The 20,310-nt window shown below is 45.9% G+C and carries 13 protein-coding genes, 1 pseudogene and 1 riboswitch; of the genes and pseudogenes, 3 read left to right on the top strand and 11 right to left on the bottom strand.

The features are described 5' to 3' along the window. Positions 1-58: 58 nt before the first annotated feature. From C510_RS0106340 to C510_RS0106305, 8 genes are all read right to left on the bottom strand, one after another. Positions 59-1,372 carry a TolC family protein gene (locus C510_RS0106340; RefSeq protein WP_018710501.1) on the bottom strand — a complete coding sequence of 438 codons (1,314 nt, stop codon included), beginning with the start codon at positions 1,370-1,372 and terminating at the stop codon, positions 59-61. After that, positions 1,369-4,536: an efflux RND transporter permease subunit gene (locus C510_RS0106335; RefSeq protein ID WP_018710500.1), complete on the bottom strand. Its 3,168-nt coding sequence runs from the start codon at positions 4,534-4,536 to the stop codon at positions 1,369-1,371. The genes C510_RS0106340 and C510_RS0106335 overlap by 4 nt, the downstream gene beginning before the upstream one ends. Beyond that, the gene (locus tag C510_RS0106330; RefSeq protein WP_025892456.1) at positions 4,536-5,594 is read right to left on the bottom strand and encodes an efflux RND transporter periplasmic adaptor subunit; all 1,059 of its coding nucleotides are present in this window, start codon (positions 5,592-5,594) and stop codon (positions 4,536-4,538) included. The genes C510_RS0106335 and C510_RS0106330 overlap by 1 nt, the downstream gene beginning before the upstream one ends. A gap of 482 nt (positions 5,595-6,076) precedes the next feature. Beyond that, a complete protein-coding gene (locus tag C510_RS17910; RefSeq protein WP_261976268.1) occupies positions 6,077-6,310 on the bottom strand; it encodes a DUF1016 N-terminal domain-containing protein in 234 nt (77 codons plus the stop codon). A 392-nt stretch (positions 6,311-6,702) separates the two neighbouring features. Continuing rightward, positions 6,703-7,914, bottom strand: a complete 1,212-nt coding sequence (locus C510_RS0106320; RefSeq protein ID WP_018710497.1) for a DNA-methyltransferase — start codon at positions 7,912-7,914, stop codon at positions 6,703-6,705. After that, a complete protein-coding gene (locus C510_RS16200) occupies positions 7,911-9,092 on the bottom strand; it encodes an HNH endonuclease (protein ID WP_018710496.1) in 1,182 nt (393 codons plus the stop codon). Before C510_RS16200 ends, C510_RS0106320 begins: the two co-directional genes overlap by 4 nt. A 4-nt stretch (positions 9,093-9,096) precedes the next feature. Beyond that, the gene (locus C510_RS0106310) at positions 9,097-10,950 is read right to left on the bottom strand and encodes a DNA adenine methylase (protein WP_018710495.1); all 1,854 of its coding nucleotides are present in this window, start codon (positions 10,948-10,950) and stop codon (positions 9,097-9,099) included. Positions 10,951-11,021: 71 nt separating this feature from the next. Further along, the gene (locus tag C510_RS0106305; protein ID WP_025892461.1) at positions 11,022-11,234 is read right to left on the bottom strand and encodes a helix-turn-helix domain-containing protein; all 213 of its coding nucleotides are present in this window, start codon (positions 11,232-11,234) and stop codon (positions 11,022-11,024) included. 289 nt (positions 11,235-11,523) lie between these two features. On the opposite strand from C510_RS0106305, the gene C510_RS16870 reads away from it, so the two are divergent. After that, entirely contained in the window at positions 11,524-12,435 is a 912-nt protein-coding gene (locus C510_RS16870; protein WP_018710493.1) for a helix-turn-helix domain-containing protein, read from the top strand. 136 nt (positions 12,436-12,571) lie between these two features. Here the strand turns inward: C510_RS16870 and C510_RS0106295 are convergent, their stop codons facing one another. Further along, a complete protein-coding gene (locus tag C510_RS0106295; RefSeq protein WP_018710492.1) occupies positions 12,572-14,890 on the bottom strand; it encodes a TonB-dependent receptor in 2,319 nt (772 codons plus the stop codon). Positions 14,891-15,071: 181 nt separating this feature from the next. Next, positions 15,072-15,140: riboswitch (Fluoride riboswitch) on the top strand. A gap of 109 nt (positions 15,141-15,249) precedes the next feature. Between C510_RS0106295 and C510_RS0106290 the strand changes: the two genes are divergently transcribed. After that, positions 15,250-16,530 carry a voltage-gated chloride channel family protein gene (locus C510_RS0106290; protein WP_018710491.1) on the top strand — a complete coding sequence of 427 codons (1,281 nt, stop codon included), beginning with the start codon at positions 15,250-15,252 and terminating at the stop codon, positions 16,528-16,530. A 69-nt stretch (positions 16,531-16,599) separates the two neighbouring features. Further along, entirely contained in the window at positions 16,600-17,385 is a 786-nt protein-coding gene (mazG, locus tag C510_RS0106285; protein WP_018710490.1) for a nucleoside triphosphate pyrophosphohydrolase, read from the top strand. Positions 17,386-17,516: 131 nt separating this feature from the next. Here the strand turns inward: mazG and C510_RS0106280 are convergent. Both C510_RS0106280 and C510_RS0106275 read right to left on the bottom strand, forming a co-directional pair. Then, positions 17,517-18,575 (bottom strand): annotated as a pseudogene (locus tag C510_RS0106280) (carbohydrate-binding family 9-like protein); the annotation flags it as partial. 23 nt (positions 18,576-18,598) lie between these two features. Beyond that, positions 18,599-19,951 (bottom strand): alpha-L-fucosidase, encoded by a 1,353-nt coding sequence (locus C510_RS0106275; protein WP_018710488.1) that lies wholly within the window; start codon positions 19,949-19,951, stop codon positions 18,599-18,601. Positions 19,952-20,310: the final 359 nt, after the last annotated feature.

The following is a 20,310-nucleotide window of genomic DNA, read 5'->3' as shown; positions in this document are numbered from 1 at the left end:
CCATAGTCTACATAGATTTGAATCCCCTTGCCAGCCATGCTGCAAGGGGATTTTTACTTTACTCGCCTAACCGTCCGGTACAGCGCAGGTATTCTGTTTCGTAGGTCTTATATTGGGTCAGTGCTTCGATGCGGTTACTTTCGGCCTGTTGCCATTGTGATTGGGCATCCAGCAGGTCGGTCAGTGTACTGAGTCCGTTGGTGTATCGGTCGCGCATGACCCGCAGGTTCTCGTTGGCCTGTCTGCTGCCCAGTTCGGCAGTCTGTACCAGGTTGTATCCGTCGGTCAGATTCTGGATTGCCTGTCTGGCTTCGATGCTTAGCAGGCGTGAATTGCGTTGCAGGTCGAGTTGGGCGTTCTGCAGATCCAGTTTGGCTTTCTTTACTTTCTTCAGACCTTCTCCCCAATGGAAAAGCGGGATGCTGACGGAAGCCATTACCAGTCCGATGCCATCATCCAGTTTTTGGGTAAAGGGAATGTAGTTTCCTTGCGGATCGGCTGTCATGCCGTTCAGTTTGATGTTTCCATAGTACGCATATCCGGCAGAAAGTCCGATTTGCGGTAAAATGTCTCCACGTACCATTTTAATCTGTTGTTGGCGGGCAGCTATCTGTTGTTCCAGCAGTTTCAGTTCAGGACGTAATGCGATGCTCTCATCCAGTCGGGCAGGAGCTGTCACTTGAATGAGCGTGTCTACCGGAATCGGTTGAGTATCGAACGGTTCGCCCAGTGTGTGGCACAAAGCCATCCGGCAGAGGTCTGCTCCGTTCCGTGCCTTTTGTAGCTGATAGCTGATTTCACTTCGTTTGGCATTGATACGCAGCAGTTCGTTGTCGGTACCCATTCCTGCCTTCACCGCAGTTTCCACCTGTCTGTACAAGGTATCCATCTGTATCTGATAAGCTTCCAGCATGCGTACCTTCTGTCTTACGGCAATGTAGTTCCAGTACGCCTTGTCGGCTTCGACGGTTACGTCCATCCGGGTTTTCCTCAGATTCTGGGCGGCACTTTCCTTGCCGATACGGGCCAGTTTGTTGCCGGCTGTGATTTTCCCGCCGGCATACAGCGGTTGGATGATACTGATACCAGCCAGATACATGCCGTGCATCTGCAGTTCCATGCCCATCATGTCCATGTCGGGGAACATATAGGTTCCCGAAACCATACCGTCCAGTTTCGGCAGGTAAGAGCTGAAGGCGATGTCTTTGTCCAGTTCTGCCTGTTGCAGGGCATGGTTGGCTTTCTGGAGTTCTTCGTTGCGCTGCAGTGCCAGTTCCCGGCATTCGGTCTGGGTAAGGAACAGTTCTTTTTGTGCGGATGCCTGTACCGAAAAACTTAGGGCCAGCGCACCCAGTAAGATATGGCGTTTCATGAGTGTAAATGTGTAAGGTTAGACTTCGGTTCCGGTTTGTGTATACGGAACAAAGCCGTATAGAATATCGGTAACAGAATTAATGTGATGAGGGTACCTACCGTCAGTCCGCCCATGATGGTGATGGCCATGGAGCCGTACATGGGGTCGTTCACCAGCGGTACCATTCCCACGATGGTGGTAAGCGAAGCCATCAGGACGGGACGCACACGGGAGACGGTCGCCTCTACCACGGCATGATACGGATGGTAGTGCTCTTCCGTTTGCAGGCGGTTGATTTCGTCTACCAGTACGATGGCATTCTTTACCATCATGCCGATAAGTCCCATCATACCGATGATGGCCATAAAGGTGAACGGTTGCCGGAACAGGAGCAGTGCCGGTGTGATACCGCAGAAGACAAAGGGGAAGCAGAGCAGGATAAGGGATACCTTTCTCCAACTGTTGAAGAGCAATAGCAGTACAGCCAGGATGATGAAAATACTGATAGGCAGATATTTCAACAGATTCCCGATGGCGTCTCCCTGTAGTTCGCCTTCCCCTACCCAACGCATGTTGTAACCGGCAGGCAAGGGGATGGTTTCTATTTCGGGTCGGATGGAAGCGACCACTTTGGCCGGTGTAGCATCGTAAAGGTCAGTATTAGGGTCACATTCCGCTTCGATAGCCCGTTGTCCGTTGAGGCGGTAAACGTAGTTCTCTTCCCAGTCCAGCCGGATGTCACGTGCCACATTGCCCAGCGGAACGCTGCGGAACAGGTTGTCCTGCAGTTCGTCCATACCTTTCGATCCGGTCATGATACCTTTCAGGTCATTGTCGCTCATGCGCAGGTTCAGGGTACTCCATACGGGAATATCGTTCAGATCAGTGATACGGCTGCCGTCTTCGTTACGTACCAGCAGGTTGATAAGAACCGTCCGGTCCTGGTCATTCAGTACTCCTACCGGCATCCCGTCGGTAGCGGCCAGTAGGGCATTTCCTACATCACTCCGTTCGATACCCGAACGTAATGCGTCTTCACGTACATAGTCCGCTATCAGTGCTTTGCCTTTGGGTTTCCAGTTATTCTCTACTGAGTAGGCATCTACGTACGGACAGCGTCGCATAATGTCTTCGGCCTGTCTGCTCAATTCCCGTAAGACAGCCGGGTCAGGTCCCGAAAATTCAACCTCTACCGTATGTGAGGAAGCAATGGAGAAATTGTATTTTCGGATGCGTATGTAAGCGTCCGGATAACGTTCGCGCAACAGTTTCCTTACTCCGGGAATCTGTTCGACTACGGTCTTGTAATCCTTGCAGTCCACCATCAGTTCTCCGTAGCAGTCCCCGCCCGATGTCATGGGACGTACCAGGCAGTAATGGGCCGGAGCGCTTCCCATACTGGCAGCTACCCGTTCGATGGCCGGATTCTGCTTGAGCAGTACCGACATATCCTGGAGGTCTTGTCGTACGCGGTTCGGGTCGGTCTGTGCAGGCAGGTAGTATTCCACGATGAACTGTTTGTAGTCGAAATCGGGGAAGAAGAGGTTTTTCACCCGTGTCATTCCGAAAATACAGAGTGCCAGAACAGCAGTTGCGGTAACGAGGGTCGTTTTCTTGTGTCCGATCAGGAAGCCGATGCTTCGGCGCACGAAGCGGTGAACGGGAGAATTGTGGACTTCCTGCTTTCCGTCCTCTTTCTTTTCATGGATGGGTAGCCACGATTTGGCACAGATAGGCACCTGTGTCAGTGCCAGTACCCAGCTGGCCAGCAAACTCACGCAGAGTACCAGAAACAGGTCGCAGGCGTATTCTCCGGCCGAGTCGGGCGAGAGATAGACTGCCAGGAAGGTCGATACGGCAATGATGGTAGCTCCCAACAGCGGCATGGCGGTATGATTCCCGATGCGGTAGAGGTAGGTTTTCGGTCCGAGCCCTCGTTTCTTGTCGGTCAGAATACCGTCCATGATGACAATGGCGTTGTCTACCAGCATTCCCATGGCTACGATGAATGCCCCCAGGGAGATACGTTGCAGGGTAGTACCGCACATCAGCAGGATGGGGAAGGATACGGCGATGGTCAGTACCAGTCCGAAGCCGATGATGACTCCGCTGCGGAATCCCATGGTGAATACCAGCACGAGGATGACAATCAGGACCGATTCTACCAGGTTGACCATGAACGAACTGATGGCCTCATTCACTTTATCGGGTTGGAAGAATATCTTTTCCGTTTCCATACCGACGGGAATCTGTTGCATGATTTCTGCCAGCCGTTTGTCTACAGCCTTTCCTACGTCGGGCACAATGGCATTCTCTTCCAGGGTAAGGCAGATGGCCAGTGCCGGCTTTCCGTCGACGAAGAAGCCGTTCCGTTGCGGCTCGGAATAGGTGTGTTCTATCTTCGCTACATCTTCCAGGCGGATTTGCTTTCCTTGTGGAGTACTGATAAGCAGGTTACGGATGTCGGCTTCATCGGTCACGGCATTGCCGACATGCAGCTGTATCCGGTCGCTCCCGTTCAGATAGCTGCCTGCATTCACCGTCTTTCCGGCATTCTGCAGACTCATCATGATTTGGGTGGGGATGATGCCGTTCCGTGCTATTTTCTCTTTTGACAGGGTGATGTTGATGACTTCATCGCGGTTGCCGCTGATGAGGATACGTTTCACTCCTTTTACTCCCAGCAGTTCCCGGCGTATCAGCTTGGCATACTTATACAGTTCGGGATAGGAATATCCGTCGCCTTTGAAAGCGTAGAAGATGCCGTACACGTCCATCATATCATCCACTACAATCGGATCGTAACACCCTTGGGGAAGTTTGGAGTGACTGTCGTTCACCTTCCGGCGTAGCAGGTCGAAATGCTGCTCCAGGTCTTTCTGCAGGACGGTCATCTGGAATTCCACGGTGAACGTGGCCATGCCGTTCTGACATTCCGACTTGATTTTCTTGACGTTGGGAAGGGCACGGAGTTCCTCTTCCAGGGTCTGGGCTACTTTCAGTTCCACTTCGTGGGCACTGGCACCCGGATAAGGGACGATGACCATGGCCTGCTTGACCGATACGGCCGGGTCCTCCAGTTTCGGCATCTGCAGGAATGACAGTATTCCGGCTATCAGGATGCCTATCATGAGCGACCAGAACAGGGTAGGCCGTTTGACAAAGAATTCGGTAAGTTTCATCAGATGAGTCCTCCTACATTCGTTTTACTTTCCGTGTCTATTACACGGACCTTCTCTTTCTCCTGCAGGGCATTTACGCCCGCTTTCACTACCTGTTCAGTGCCATTCAGACCGGCACTGATGATAGCGTCTCCCGTACCGTCTATTCCGCTACACACGACTTTACGTTTGCTGACGGTGGAGTCGGCTTCCAGGATCCACACATAGGTTTCCTCCTGCTGACGGATAACGGCATGAAGCGGTAGGCAGAATGTGCTTCCGAGGCTGTCTGTTCCTTCTATATGGATGGTGATTCCGATGTTCATTCCGGCGCTGAGCCGTGTGTCAGGTTTTCCGTCGAAAGCCAGTTTCAGCTGATACAGCTGATTACCGTCGGCTTTCGGGGTAATGCTTACAACCTGCATCGGCATTTCTTCTGCCTGTTCAAAGGTAGCCTGACTGGTGATTTTCCCGAAACGGGAGCGTAACAGGTAAACGTCGGCAGGCAGTTCGGTTTCCACTTCTATCCGGTGTACATCCAGCAGGTTGATGACCGGTGTTCCGGCATCCACCATTTCAGCCGGAGCGAAGTTCACGCTTTGTACATAGCCGTCTGTCGGAGCATACAGTCGGGTATAGTCCAGCTTGTTCCGGTTGACCTGCAGCTGTACTTTCAGTTGCTGTAATCCGGCTACCGCTTTCTCATAGTCGTTGACCGATACACTTTTGCTGTGATACAAGGCTTCCAGGCGCTTCACTTCATCCTCCAGCTGTTTGGATTGTATCTCCAGTGCTTCTACCCCTAGCCGGTAATCGGCATCGTCCAACCGGGCGATGAGTTGTCCTTTTCTTACGTGATCGCCTTCTTTTACCAGTATCTGTTCGATTTGTCCGGGTGTCTTGAATCCCAGGCTGATGTCATGTCTTTCTTGTACAACGCCCGAAAAATGCTTGATACGTTCCGCACCGGTACGGACCGGAGTAGTCAGCATGACACTGCGGGTGAATGTCTCCGCAGGTTTTTCGGTGCATCCGTTTGTCAGGCAAAGGATGGCTGGAAGTAGCAATAGTCTTTTCATATTTGTGGATTTAGTTGTTCTCTTGAGCGCAAAGGTCTGATATTTTGTTGTCCTTTTTGTCACCTAATTACCCCATAAAATGTTCTAAAAGTAGGGAATATGTGTGATTCGTTTGGGAAATTTCTGATATTCTGTTCTAAAGGGCTATTTATGACTGATGATGTTCCCAACCCGCTGGTTGGACTCTAGTATGTAATTTCCCATATACCTGATTTCTTTGAGCCTGTTCTCTTCCTTTCAAGATTTTCATCAACTGGAAGCCTTTCTTTCCGAAGTGTTTCTATAGCTTTGTATAAAGGAATACGCCAATGGCACTATCCTGTAATTCACCCACAACTTGTGGGTGAATTGTAAGCTGTTTATTATAAATCAAATAGATTTTTTGCCTATGATATATTTGTAGTGTTCCCTAGGAATGTACCAAATTACTGTTCTGTATTCACCCCCAACTTGGGGGTGAATTGTAAACCATTCATTATAAATCAAATAAAATCTTTTAGCGTATCCAATACTTGTTTCGAAAGTCCCTTTACCCCCGGAAGTTTGGCACGCAGATTCGAGCTTAAATTTACAAGGAATTTTTCTCCCCAACGGCTCTCCGCATGAAGCGTCACAATATCCTTTCCCAACGACCAGTAAAATTGCAGCATTTCACTATTCACATGGGTTGCCGCCTTTATCTGGCTATGTTTGTACCTCTGGCTGAGTTCCTCAATCCAGGAGGCGTAATCTTTATCTATGTTTGCTTAGTGAGTCATAACAATTTATATTGTTTTCAGATGGTTGAATCTGATACTCTTTAGTATGAAAATTTTTTCTCTGAAATAACAGCATCGCCGTTTTGCTGTAACAGTCTGTTCCGTTTTTACCTTTTCAACTTCATCAGCTACATTTTTCTACATGTTCTGAGTAGCTAAACTGCTCCTTTTGCCTTAAACAAATTGAACTATTCGAAAATATTGGATAGTTCAATTTGTTTACAATAAACACTTATAATTAAAAATTTTGTTCTTACAAATTGGTATTTAGGTGGAATTGATATCAAATATAATTCTTTTTATGCCATAGAGTAGAGTGAACGAATATTACCGAAAATGATGAACAGGTATTAATCGGAAAATGTATTATATCCAAGAAACTCGCTTATGGGTCTTATCTTAGCTATGTATGTATATTTGTTTTCATATAGATTGGGAACTCGTTTCATTTCTATTTGATTTTGATTGTCAAACTGTAACACTACATAATATGATGCATGCGTAGGCTTGAAGCCATATTTTTCCAGTGAATCTTTTGTCCATATCTGGAAACGTCCTTTAGCTTTCAACTTAAAGAGTTTACAGTTAACACCTCCATTGTGCAAGAGTACATATTGTATGCGTTCAAATCCAGGTTTTACAAGAAGGGAACCTTTTGAATCCCCTGCCCTTAAATAGCATATTCCTGTCTCTATCATTTTGTTGTATAAATCAGTTCTTGCATGATTGACGAGGACTGTCGGTTCATTAGGATTGGCTGCCATTTTTGCAAATAGATCTGTTGCAATGTGTATATCTGAGATTGCTTGCCTGCGTCTAATACCAATGTTAAGGAACTCAGGGCTTTGGTCTACGCCGACAAATGTTCGCCCGGTAAGATTTGCGGCAATACCAGTAGTACAACTACCTGCAAAAGGGTCTAGTATTGCTGCCCTAGGAAGGGTGGATGCCATGATTATTCGATATAATAATTGTAAGGGCTTTTGTGTAGGATGTTTGCCATATATCTTTTCCCATTGCTCTGCAGCGGACATTGTCCATACATCTTGCATTGGCTCACCATTATTCATCAGAGTCATCAACTCTTTATTGAAATAATGGTTTGCTGTTTTATTCTTGCTTGCCCAAATGATATACTCAGCTGAGAAATCAAAACGCTTGTCAGTCAACGAGTGGGGTGGATCAGGTTTATGCCAAACGATAAGATTCAAAATCTTGTAGCCAAGAATTTCCATGCAACCGGCTACTGAGAATATATTATGATATGTACCAGATACCCAAATGGTACCATTATCTTTCAGACAGTCTTTACACGCAGCTAACCACGAAAGATTAAATCTATCTTTTTCATCTGAAGAACGCACCTTATCCCATTCTCCTTTATCAAACTTTATGTACTTGCCATTTATATTGACTTTTCCATTACCTGTGGAAAGAAAATATGGAGGGTCGGCAAATATCATATCAAACTGATTGTTGAGTTGTGACATGACACTAGTAGAATCTCCACAATACAGACTGAAATCAGGGAATGATTCGGTATTATATTCTGTAAGCATCATATTACTAAACGCTGATAATGAGAATAATCGCGGATGCTATTACGTTGTGATAGATACCATTTGAAATTCTCCGTCATAATCTGATTGTCTAGAGACTCATTTTGGGTAATGGCACGGATGAATTGACCATCTTCAGTGCGCAGGTTACTAGGTACAAGGATATGGCCATCCATGTTGAATGATAGATAATGAGAGTCAAACAGTTTGTGATGATTTTGGCACAGCCATAAACCGTTTTCGCCACTTATCGCATGGTTAAACTTTATATCATCGCTAAAATGGTCGTCACGGGCTATTTCAGCTACACCCCATACATGTGCACCTTGGATAATTTCTGGTATTTCGCATCCACATAAGGCACAATGCTTTCGTCCAAGTCTTTGCAACAGATTACGTTGGTATATGGGTGAACGAAATTCATTATTTTTGGCTTGGTTAATGAATATCCTTTTTTCTAAAGTAATAGATGTATCGTGAATTTGGATATTACCTATAGCATTTATTGTATTCAAGGATGATTGGGGTAAACGAGTAAGGTCTTGTTCACAAATATTGTAAAGATCTATGGGCCTGTCTGTGATTGCTGCCACCGCTATAGCTAAAAGAGTAGATTCGTATTTACTTGCTCCATAAGTTTTTGCGTAAATCTGTACTTTGTCGGATGTTTTTGAAATGAAAGAAGAATTATTGGAGCTATTAGTTTCTCGATTGTCATTTCTTTCGTCTATCAATTCATCAACGTTTTCAAATGCATTGATACCTGCCGGATAATAGTCAAGAAGATTCAGAAAAATGACTCCAGCTGTCTTTAACAAACGAAAATAAAATAGATGATAATCTGTAAAATAGTTCCCTTTATGAGGCATGAAGTAATAGTATAATGCTTTATTTGGATTGCTGTCGGCATAATACAGGTTAATTGCAGTAGGAATACTCTGTACACTTTGATTGCGGCCTTCTACTGACACTTCTGAAAGAGATACGAAACTCTTTATGCCTCCATACTCGATGGTAATTAATCTTCCCTTATTATAAGTCGAAGTATCACGAATTATATTAAAATCATCCTGTCCGGTGACTCTAATACAAATATCTCGAAGAATTTTATATGTCAAAATTCTATCATAAAGACCTGGAGTCTTTTGAGCGTCGGGGCGATAAGTTATTATTGCTGTCATATTATCAATAGTTTTTAATCAAGACTTCATGGCGGTTATTATATCTTCCTTGAGTCGTTGCTACATCTATCATGTGGTACTTGTTTTTGTTTGTCCATTCGATGATTTCTGTATTCGTAAATTCTCCTACTTTTATAACGTATGACAACATGAATTTTGCTTTATGTTCATTGGCTATATCCAGAAATTTGCATAATTTCTGTTCATGGACAAGAGTCCATCCTTCGAATCCTCGTTTCCCATCATTGTATACACCTAAAGTTGAACGATACGGTGGATCTGCGTAAATAAAGGTCTGCGGAGTGAACTGTATATCCAGAAATTCAAAATTTGAATTCATAAACTCCACATTCTTAGTCTGCAAACTTCTTGTGAATGCGATGAACTTTGAAAGGAGATTTTCATTGAACCAGCGAGAACCTGCTGGGTTGTTGAATCCCCAATTTGTATTAAATCTTATCTGTTGTTGGAATCCATAAAGTATAAGAGTATATAGCATACGTGGGTCACGTTTTGCGACAGGAATACTGTTATACTTATCACGTAATCTAAGGAAACCTTCTTTATTGTCAGGTGAAAGATTATATTTTTTGATTTGCTTTTCTATGTACTGCAAGTAAGAGCAAGGGTCGCTATAGAAAGAGCGTATGAGCCCTTCCACAAAGGGATTGATATCGTTGTAGATGATTTTTTTCGCATCAATGTTTATCCCGACATTAAATCCTCCACCAAAGGCGTCGACAAATGTATCAATCTCTCTTTGAGGCAACTGACTTTTTATGAATCCTACCATTTTAGACTTGTTCCCAGTATAATTCAACGGTGATTCTATAATGACTCTTTCAGCTGGCTTTTTCTCTATAAAGAACAAATATTCAAAGTGTCCGTTTGCTCCTTGGCATTTGAAGTTATTGTATTTTTTATAATCAATGACCTCACAGACGTAACTGTCTTCTATTCCATAGCGTTTCATGGTGGTTTCTATGAAGTCTTTCGACATGAAACCATCATTGTTATAACTGAAAATTATATATTTGGCCTTTGTCTCAGCAATTATTTTGTCAAATAATACATGAGCATAGTAGTTCCTTGACCATTGCGAGCGCATGGGTGTTGTCGGGCGGGAACCGGTGACCTTACTTATTGTCGGATTATCATTTAATACCAATGTTTCCAATAGATGATATTGCGTTCCATATTGGTTTTGAGTGTATGGTGGATCAAGATATAAAATGTCACAATTGACGGCTGATATAATGTCTTCAATTTTCGAGTTCAGGACTTCCACATCTTCTGCGATACCAGGTGAGGCATCTATCTTACTAAACACAATAGGCTTGAGCGCTCTTTTGTCCCAATGTTTTAAAAAAGCACCATAAACGCCGGCTGTATTTGATACATCTGAAACGGATTCCAGTAGGCACGCTAACAGATAGGAAAATTCATTATCAGTAATTTTTTCTGTTTTGTACCATTCTTCTATTTTCTCCCTGAAGAAGTCTATTCGCCCGGCATTTTCTTTTGAGAAATACATTCGGTCTGAAGCACCCGGGGAATAGTTCTGATAAAAAAAGCCTTCTTTAAATCCTTTATCAGTGTTCAGAAAATCAAATGGATCAAAGCCCAACTTTTTAAAGGTACATCCATTTGCCATCAACTTCGCATGGGTAAAGACGGAAGCACATTTCAAGGTATCGTTAATAATGATTTTCTTATATATGTTTTTTACGGCATCAGCGATAGAACCCATGCCGCAAAAGGCATCGCAAAATATAAGTTCGTTCTGCAATAACCCTTTATTTCTGAGCAAATCTACAATCTGATCCGCAAGAGAATCTTTACTTCCTAAATACCTCATATAGTCTATCCAGATTAATCAGTTATGTTTTCAAATTGTGTATGAATTCGTTTTTTTTGTCTATATTTTTCTTAGACATGACACATTGTTGTTTTATTTATCAGTTCTTGCACATCAACTTCCAATAGATTTGCAACTTTTACAAGAGTTGCTAAATCGGGTTGTGAGACATTAGAGCACCATTTGGAAATGGTAGATGGATTTTTGCCTAATTGTTCCGCCAGCCACTTGCCTGTCTTCTTCTTCTCAACAAGAACTAATTTAAGTCGATTTATATCTTCCATAAAATCATGATATTGAATATAACGCAAATATATTGCTTTCATTTGATATCTTGAAACATTTCTTGAAAATATTCATTTATCTGTTTTTTTTTGTTTCTGTTCTTCCGATGATTGAATCAGGCATTTCAATACAGGGAGTTATGATAAAGTCAGGAATGGTCAGTCGTCTGCAATCTTATTAACTTCAAAAATGTTCTGTATTTCTGATTTGTGCATGAATTTATAAATTATATGCCAATATTCTGTTCTAAAACACTATCTTTGCACCGATGTCACTTAAGAGAGAATCATGAAAAAAGAAGATATACCTTTCAAGGAACTGCATCTGTTGATGCTGCCCGATACTGGACGGACACTGATGATTGATGATGACTTGGTGCTGGTGGACAACATCGGTACCAGTCTTGATACAGACCCGATGTCCGATTTCGTATCGGCTACTTATCCGTTCAAGCTTACCTTTGCTTTGACCATGTTCTGTCTGCGTGGGTTCATGCGCGTCCGTTTGAACTTGAAAGAGTATACACTGGCAGAAAACGATGTGTTGGTAGTTCTGCCCGGTTCCATCGGCGAGTGTCTGGAAATCAGTGCCGATGTGGAGCTGGTTGTCATCGGCTTGTCCGACCATCGGCTGGTGGGAGGGAAGGAAGCGGCCATGAGCATGGCTATGTTGAAATTCTTTACATCTACTTCGTTGATGCATATTTCGCAGGCAGATATGGATGAGAGCATCAACCTGTATCGGCTGATGCGTGCCAAGGTGGAACAGCCCGGCTATTCCTTTAAGCTGGAGGCGGCGACGGGGTATCTGCAAGTGTTGTTCTACAATGCCTATCAGTGGATAACCGATTATAACCGGCAGCAGGTGCAGCGGGTGGAAAGCAGGCAGCAACAGTTGTTCGAGGCTTTTTTGGAACTGGTACAGGCTCATTACGCCGAACAGCGAAGCATGAGTTTTTATGCCGGAAAGCTTTGCCTGACTCCCAAATACCTGTCGCAGGTCATTCTGGAAGTGAGCGACCGCCATGCTACCGACTGGATTCGGGATTATGTCATCCTCGATGCCAAGGCTTTGCTGAAAAGCGGAAGGTATACCGTGCAGCAGGTAGGGGATTTGCTGAATTTCTCGAACGCTTCTTTTTTCGGTAAGTATTTTAAGGCGGCGGTGGGGTGTACGCCTCGGAAATACATGTTGGGATAGCTGATTGTAACCATTCAAAAACGAACGTTCGTTTCGGATAAGATGTCCGTTCGTTTGAATCAAAACAAACTCGTCTTTTGATTCAAACGAACGGACGTTTTCATTGAAACGTCTAGACGTTTTTTGGGAAGGAATTCTATTTCCCTGTCTGCATGATGCCGGAATCCGAATCCTGGTTGCTGATTTTCTTGTTGGCACTCTTGTAATGACGCCCGAACGAGAAGCTGTAGCTTAAGGTGAGGAAGGCCATCTGGGCACTTTCCTGAATGTAGTTTGTTTTCCGGCTGGAGGCATAGCGGTTCCAGTTTTCCTGCTGGGTCTTGTAGTCGTTGGTGAACGGGTTGAACATACCGGCTCCTATCTGCAGGTCTTTCCACTTGTAGTTCAGCATGATAATCTGGGCATTTTCGCCTCCTTTCAATGTCTCGCCGCTGAACCAGTTCTGGTTGGTCATAATCTGATACATGAAGTTGAAGTTTTTCCAGCTGGCGGATACACTGGCGTCGAGCCACCAGTTGGAGTACTTGTGGTGGTAAGTGTTGCCACGGCTGATGAAATGATTCAATCCGCCGCTCACCGAGAACTGGAGGATATCGGCTACCGGACCTACACGCAGCTGGACCATCGGAGCGATGCGTTGCCAGCTTTTCTGGTTGTCCCAGGTCTGGATGATTTTGTTTCCTTCCACATATTTCTCGTCCATGATGGCGTGAGGCTTGTAGTTGTAGGCTACGCTGAAATAGGTATAGAAGATTCCTGACGACCATTCGCCGTCGAGGGTATTGCTGTAATGCAGATAGGCTTCCAGATTCGGGTTTCCCCGCTGAATCTGGAGAGAGTCGATGACCTGGTCGATGGCGCTCAGGTTACCGAGCGATGGCATTTCGTTGCTGATGGAGGAACGCAGACGCAGGTAGCTCCGGTCGTTGAAAGTGTATTTCAAGGTCAGACGCGGATTGAACGTGTAGTATTGGTAAAGGTCTACACTGCCTTCCTGCCGGTAGAACGAACGTGTTCCGCCGATGCCCAGCATATAGTCCAGCCTTTTCGCTTTCCCACGTACTTCACCGTAAAGATAGGTTGAACCCTGTTGCATCCGGGTATGGTAGTTGTGGCCGTTGAGGTAGTCGTTGTTCGAGAAAGAATGGGTATGACGGATGCCGGCTCCCCAGCGCATGCCGTTTGACAGTTTCTTTTCGTAGATACCTTCGCCGATGAGGGAGTATTTCTTACCGTACACCTTGTTCTGCACATCCGTCAGCAGCACGTTGTCGCGGCTTTCCTGGTAGATGCGGTCAGAAAATTCCTTGTTGTAGGTACCTACGACATCGAAAATCAAAACCTGGTCTTTTTTCAGGTTACGCTGGTAATAGATGTCTATGGAGGGGGTATGACGGTTGGAATTTGTTTCGTCAGTCATGTCTACATAATCTGTTTCGTCTGTGCGGTTTATCAGCTGGCCGTGGTATCGCTGGATGGGACTGTTGTTTCCGGAATAGTTGACCGAGATATTCAGCTGGTACTTGTTGTTGTCCTGCAGGTTGTAGGCCACATTCAGCCATTGCTGCATCATTTTCCAGTGTGAGGGGACACCTTTTTCGTAACGGTGCAGTTCGGTACCGTTTTCCAGATTGAAATCTTCCAGGTTATCCCGATAGACTCCGTAGAAATTGCGCGGACCTCCCCAGAAGTTGGCAGAGAACTCCGATTTCTTGTGGTTGATTTTCATGCTTGCCTGATAGTTGCCCCAGCCTACATGAGGAGACTGCATGATGTCTATACCAAAACTTCCTCCTGTTTCCGGACGGCGTACAATGTAATCGATAACGATTTCTGCATTACCGTAACGGAGGCCCGGGTTGTCGTGGTATTCCACACGGACGATTTCATCCGGCCGCAAGGCACGGATTTCCTGAGCGGTTACCTTCACTCCGTTGATGCGCATCTGTACTTCGCCGTCGCCCGGTATCTTGATGGTATTGTTTACCGGGTCTACCTGGATGCGGGGAAGCATCAGTTGCTGGAGTAAGTCTACCCCGTTGGCAGAGGCCTTCTGCTGACGGGCCGACGGATAGACGATTTTCCGGTCCACTTCGCTCCGTTGGGTTGAGGCTGTAACCGTTACATTGTCGATGGCAAAGGATTCTTCCTCCAATGGGATATTACCCAGGTCGCGTGACTGGCTCAAGTCATTCAGCCAGATTTCCTGGGTGCGGTAACCCATGCTGGAAATCAGCAGGCGGTAGGTCCCGGCATTGATTCCGTTCAGCTCGAAATGCCCTTTCAGGTTGGAGGTCGTTCCGGTTACCAGGATTGAGTCTGTGGTCTGTAGGACAACGTTGGCAAATTCTATCGGCTGCTTGTCGCCGTTTCCGACTGTTCCTTTCAGTTGGATGTTTTGTGCAAGGCTTTCCAGGCAGATGCACATCAGTACCAGGGTGCATAATGTTTTCATTTCTTTTGTCTTTTATTCGGTTTATGTCTTCTTTTGTATGATTAGACGATGCACCTCCTGTTTTTGTAACAGAAGAAGGACACTTTTTTGAAAAAAAACTTCAGTTGGCCTGTCGATGGAAAGTCCGGTAGAAAATTGTCGTGAATTTTGTTCAATTGGAAGGAAGTGCTTAATTTTGCAGCTGCTAAAAGGGAATGGGACTTCCCTGTCATAAACCGCTAAGAAAATAGCTGATAGTTCCTGTCGTGAGTCGGTTCTGTATGCAGAACGGGCAGGAGGCTTGTGGCTGTTTCTCCTTGTCTTTGTCTGATAACATGAAGGCTCACTGTTGAATAGTAATTATAGAAGTTATCGGATATATGAAAGAAAAACTAAAGAATTGTCTTCGTTGGGCCCGTTTCGAAGAAGTCGTTTTCGGGTATTGTTTGAAATGGCTGGTCTTGACGGCCGTTACCGGTGGGCTGATTGGTTCGGCTTCCGCCTTGTTGCTTTATTCTCTGGCTTGGGCCACGGAATACCGGGAGAGTCATGTCTGGATCATCGGTCTGTTGCCTTTGGCCGGACTGTTCATCGGGCTGATGTATCATTACCTGGCAGGTACGGCTGCCCGCGGAAATAATTTTCTGATTGAAGAAATCCGTACTTCCCGCAATATCATTCCTTTCAAGATGGCTCCGTTGGTCTATATCGGTACGGTACTGACACATCTCTTCGGAGGTTCGGCAGGACGCGAAGGTACCGGTGTGCAGATGGGAGGGGCTATAGCCGATTTCCTGTCCCGTTTCTTCAAGATGCATCCGTACGACCGCAAGATTATGGTACAGATAGGTATCGGTGCCGGTTTTGCGTCGGTATTCGGTACTCCTTTGGCCGGGGCTGTCTTCGCCCTGGAGGTCATCGTGGTGGGACGTATGCGTTACGATGCGATACTGCCTATTTTCCTTTCGGCCTTTTTTGCCCATTATGCCTGTCATGCCTGGGGGGTGGAGCATACAGTCTACACCATGAGCGAAGTGCCGGGGCTGAATATTCAGACGTTGCTTTGGGTGCTGTTGGCAAGTCTGCTGTTCGGATTGACCGCCATGCTTTTTTCACGTTCCATCGGTTTCTGGAGCGGGTTGGCCAAGAAATATGTGCCATACGCTCCTTTCCGTCCCTTGCTGGGAGGTATCTGTATTGCCCTGTGTGTCTGGCTGATGGGGACGACCAAGTATATCGGTCTGGGTGTTCCGGTGATTGTCAGCTCCTTTACGGAGGTGCAGATGTGGTACGATTTCCTGTTGAAACTGTTGCTCACTACGTTTACCATCGGGGTAGGATTCAAAGGGGGAGAGGTGACGCCGCTTTTCTTTGTCGGTGCTACGCTGGGCAGCGCATTGTCGGCGTTGTTGCCTTTACCTGTCTCTTTCCTGGCCGGATTAGGTTTTGTGGCAGTCTTTGCCGGAGCTACCAATACGCCGATAGCCTGTACGCTGATGGGTATCGAGCTTTTCGGCATCGAAGCGGGTATTTATCTGGGTATTGCCTGTGTAGCCGCTTATCTTTTTTCCGGTCATACCGGTATCTATACTTCGCAGGTGGTGGGAAGTCCCAAGCATCTGGCTTACTGGAAAGCCCGGAAAGGGACAACTTTGGAGTGAGAATCGGAAATGTGTATCACCTTTTCATAGTTTTTCATTACTTTTGCAGGGTCTTTAATGAAACGAATTATGCATACGAAAGAAGAAAAGATGGAGGCATTCGGACGGTTGCTCGATGTACTGGACGAATTGCGTGTGAAATGTCCGTGGGACAGAAAGCAGACTAACGAGAGCCTACGCCCCAATACCATAGAAGAGGTGTACGAACTTTGTGACGCCTTGATGAAAGATGACAAGAAGGATATCTGTAAGGAACTTGGCGACGTCTTGCTGCATGTGGTCTTTTACGCGAAGATCGGTAGCGAAACCGGCGATTTCGATATCAAGGATGTGTGTGACAAATTGTGCGACAAGCTGATTTTCCGTCATCCGCATGTTTTCGGCGAAGTGAAGGCGGATACGGCTGAAAAGGTTTCGGAAAACTGGGAACAGATAAAGCTGAAGGAAAAGGATGGAAACAAATCGGTGTTGAGTGGGGTACCGCAGGCGCTTCCTTCTCTGATAAAGGCGTACCGAATCCAGGATAAGGCCCGTAACGTAGGTTTCGATTGGGAGGAACGGCAGCAGGTCTGGACCAAAGTGAAGGAAGAAATCGGTGAATTCGAGGCTGAAGTGGAGCAGATGGATAAGGAAAAGGCTGAAGCGGAATTCGGTGATGTTCTGTTCAGTCTTATCAACGCGGCCCGTCTTTACAAGATTAATCCGGACAATGCGCTGGAGCGGACCAACCAGAAGTTCATCCGCCGGTTCAATTACCTGGAGGAGCATACCATCAAGGCTGGAAAGAATCTGAATGAAATGACATTGGCCGAAATGGATGAAATATGGAACGAGGCCAAACGTAAAGGACTTTGATGCCGGACGGTTTCAGGAATATAAGAAATGTCCCTTCTTTCGGGTTGCCATGACAGGAAACGGAAGAAGGGACATTCCTTTTCAGGTGGTTCTATATACCTGATGGGAATACAGACTTTATGGACTTACTGACTTATTTTTTCACTCCAGAACCGTCCTTCATTGTTCAGCAGGTAACGGGTCTGGGTGTTCGGGTCGGTTACGGAAATGCGGTATAGATTCGGTGAAGCCTCGAGGTCAATCTGTGTTCCCGTTGGCAATCCTTCACGTTCCTTGTCTGTAATCGCGAACTGGTCAATGTTTTGCTGGTAGCTGTGATTCTGTGCATACGCATCCAGCTGGGCATAGAACATGGCCCACATCAGTTTATAGATGGAAGAGGGACAGGTTGGCGCCCAGTCTACTCTGATTCTGCTTCCTACCGGACTGTCGGCCAGATACAGATAGCCCCAGCGGTCGGGCATGTGCATGTCTACTTTTCCTGTCGGCGTCCATACCCAGTTTTCTTCCGGTCCTTTTTCTTTCAGCCATTGCACACGGGAGAAATTGATACGCCAGATGTTTCCGGCTTTCAGCGGGTTTTCGAAGTTCCATGTGATGGCCTGGTGAGGAATTGCCATTTCCACACTCCAGTACTTATCCTTATCTGTCGGATTGTTCAATGTGCCTTCGTGGTGGATGGCCAGTTTGATGTCCTTGCAGTCCCAGGGAATGAGGAAGCTTCCGCCGGTGCGGTAGGGCTTGTCGAGTATCAGGTCGAATAACACACCACGGGCGTTGGTCTCAAATTCGAAATAGCCTTGTCCGTTGTTGTCCGGATCGATGAAAACTTCGAAATCATTGTCGTAATAGATGATGGTATCCCGTTGGGTCAGTTTGGCTTTGATGTTGTCTTCTTCCAGAACGGCACCGATATACAGATAGTCGTCATCCCATAGCATCTTGGCTGTAGTTTCATACTTGGGAGTCGGGAAACCTTCTCCACTGATGTCTACAAACGGTTCGGTAGGAACTGCTTTCAGCCAAGAGCTTTCGTCCAGCTTACCGTCTATATTCAAGGCTTCGGTAGTCCGGAAGCAGGTATAGGTTCTCGGTTCGGTCAGAAACCGTTCGTATTTTTCGAAAAGACTTTGTGAGGCTGCCGGCAGGGCGGTTATCGCCAGCAGGCAAGTATATATGAGCTTTTTCATATTTTCATATTGTAAATTATGGGTTAGTTGCTTGAAATTACCTGACCTTCACCGCGGTATAGCTTGATTGGACCGTCCAACAAAACGGCGATGACGGTAATCTGTTCATCCTGAACGTGTTCCGGTACATCGATATACAGGTTACCCGGAACTTCGTTCCAGTAGTTCTTGTTGTATACCTTGTAATTCAGCATGGCACCGTTACCTACTACCCACACACGGTTCACTTTGTTCATCAGCCCCTTGACTTCTATCGGACCGTTCGGGCGATAAGGCAGATAAAGGTACAGAATGTCTTTGGCTTTGCTCAATGTGGTATAACCTTGGAAATGTTCGTTCGGAATACCGGCACGGGTATCGTAAATGGCTTCCTTGTGCTTGGTGGTCCAACGGCCGAACTCTTTCAGAATGGCAACTTGCTCTTCCGGAATGGTTCCATCCGGTTTCGGACCGATGTCCAGCAGCAGGTTACCGCCCATACTCAGACAATCTACAAATGTACGGAGCAGGATGTACGGCGATTTGTAGTTCTTGTCGGTATGCTGGTAGCCCCATGAATCGTTCATGGTCATGCAAAGTTCCCAATAATTGTCTTTCGGGCGTACCACAGGGACACCTTGTTCCGGAGTCGCATAGTCGCCGTAACCCTGAATGCGGGAATTGATGATGACTCCCGGATTGGTAGAGCGTAACAGATCGACAATACCTTTCGAATTCCAGGCCTCAGCACTCTGTTCCCAGTCGCCGTCGAACCAGTATAGGTCCGGTTTCCAGGTTTCGTTCAATTCTTTCAACTGGGCGAAGTTGAATTTGCAGAAGCGGCTCCAGCGCTCCGGGTCATCTTTGTAACGGACTTCTGTGCGGGTCTTGTTCGGATAGTCGGGATGCGACCAGTCTAACAAGGAGTAATAGAAACCGAGCTTGAGGTCATGTTTGCGTACTTCCTTTACGAACGGATCCAGCAGGTCTTTCTGGGCAGGCGTTTGCTTGACCACACTCAAATCGCCTGCTTTGGTATCCCATAAAGCTACTCCATCGTGGTGTTTGGTCGTGATGACGGTGTATCGTGCACCACTTTCCTTGATCAAGTCTACCCATTCTTTCGGATCGTATTTGGAGGCTGTGAATCCTTCTTCCTGTTTCATGTATTCTTCGTAAGGAAGATAATTGTTGAAGAAAGACCAGCTTTCTGATACTCCTTTTACGGAATAGATTCCCCAATGGATGAAGATGCCCAACTTAGCATCTGCAAACCATTCCATACGTTTTTCCTTGTCTCCCGATGTGGCAGCAGATTGTGTTTCCTGGCTTCCGGCTGTCAGTGGTGATAACAGGAAAGAACTTACTAAAGCAGATACAAGTAAATTTTTTTTCATGTGAATTAGGTTTGTTGGTTTATGAATCGTTTCTCTAGTTACGGTTTATCATATCATATATCTTACCCTGGCATAGCCAGTTGAACATAACGGCTTGGATAATATCAATGTAAAAGATGTCCTTCATGGAGCATTTGTTTTACTTTGTGTTGTAAAACAATCACTGATATGACAAAAGTAAGTATAAAATTTGAGAAAACAGCTGCTTTCGATAGAATCTTTCCGGTTAGAGACGGTTTGATGCTTCTGTTGCCTTGCTCTTATAGCCTGTGAACTCAATGGAGCTTTGTCAAAGGATTTGACTGGCAAAAGAAACCCTGTATATAATGCGTGAGGGATGCGGAAGTGAGGTGTAACGG

Origin of the sequence: Phocaeicola barnesiae DSM 18169 = JCM 13652, assembly GCF_000374585.1 — a bacterium.
Lineage (GTDB): Bacteria > Bacteroidota > Bacteroidia > Bacteroidales > Bacteroidaceae > Phocaeicola > Phocaeicola barnesiae.
Note: the sequence above shows the minus strand (reverse complement) of the source record. Positions and strands in the feature narration are given on the sequence as shown.

Coding starts and splice junctions, on each gene's coding strand:
- C510_RS16200 (WP_018710496.1), bottom strand. CDS start 9,092: ATGACAGCAATAATAACTTATCGCCCCGACGCTCAAAAGACTCCAGGT.
- C510_RS0106305 (WP_025892461.1), bottom strand. CDS start 11,234: ATGGAAGATATAAATCGACTTAAATTAGTTCTTGTTGAGAAGAAGAAG.
- C510_RS0106320 (WP_018710497.1), bottom strand. CDS start 7,914: ATGATGCTTACAGAATATAATACCGAATCATTCCCTGATTTCAGTCTG.
- C510_RS0106290 (WP_018710491.1), top strand. CDS start 15,250: ATGAAAGAAAAACTAAAGAATTGTCTTCGTTGGGCCCGTTTCGAAGAA.
- C510_RS16870 (WP_018710493.1), top strand. CDS start 11,524: ATGAAAAAAGAAGATATACCTTTCAAGGAACTGCATCTGTTGATGCTG.
- mazG (WP_018710490.1), top strand. CDS start 16,600: ATGCATACGAAAGAAGAAAAGATGGAGGCATTCGGACGGTTGCTCGAT.
- C510_RS0106310 (WP_018710495.1), bottom strand. CDS start 10,950: ATGAGGTATTTAGGAAGTAAAGATTCTCTTGCGGATCAGATTGTAGAT.
- C510_RS0106335 (WP_018710500.1), bottom strand. CDS start 4,536: ATGAAACTTACCGAATTCTTTGTCAAACGGCCTACCCTGTTCTGGTCG.
- C510_RS0106340 (WP_018710501.1), bottom strand. CDS start 1,372: ATGAAACGCCATATCTTACTGGGTGCGCTGGCCCTAAGTTTTTCGGTA.
- C510_RS0106295 (WP_018710492.1), bottom strand. CDS start 14,890: ATGAAAACATTATGCACCCTGGTACTGATGTGCATCTGCCTGGAAAGC.
- C510_RS0106330 (WP_025892456.1), bottom strand. CDS start 5,594: ATGAAAAGACTATTGCTACTTCCAGCCATCCTTTGCCTGACAAACGGA.
- C510_RS0106275 (WP_018710488.1), bottom strand. CDS start 19,951: ATGAAAAAAAATTTACTTGTATCTGCTTTAGTAAGTTCTTTCCTGTTA.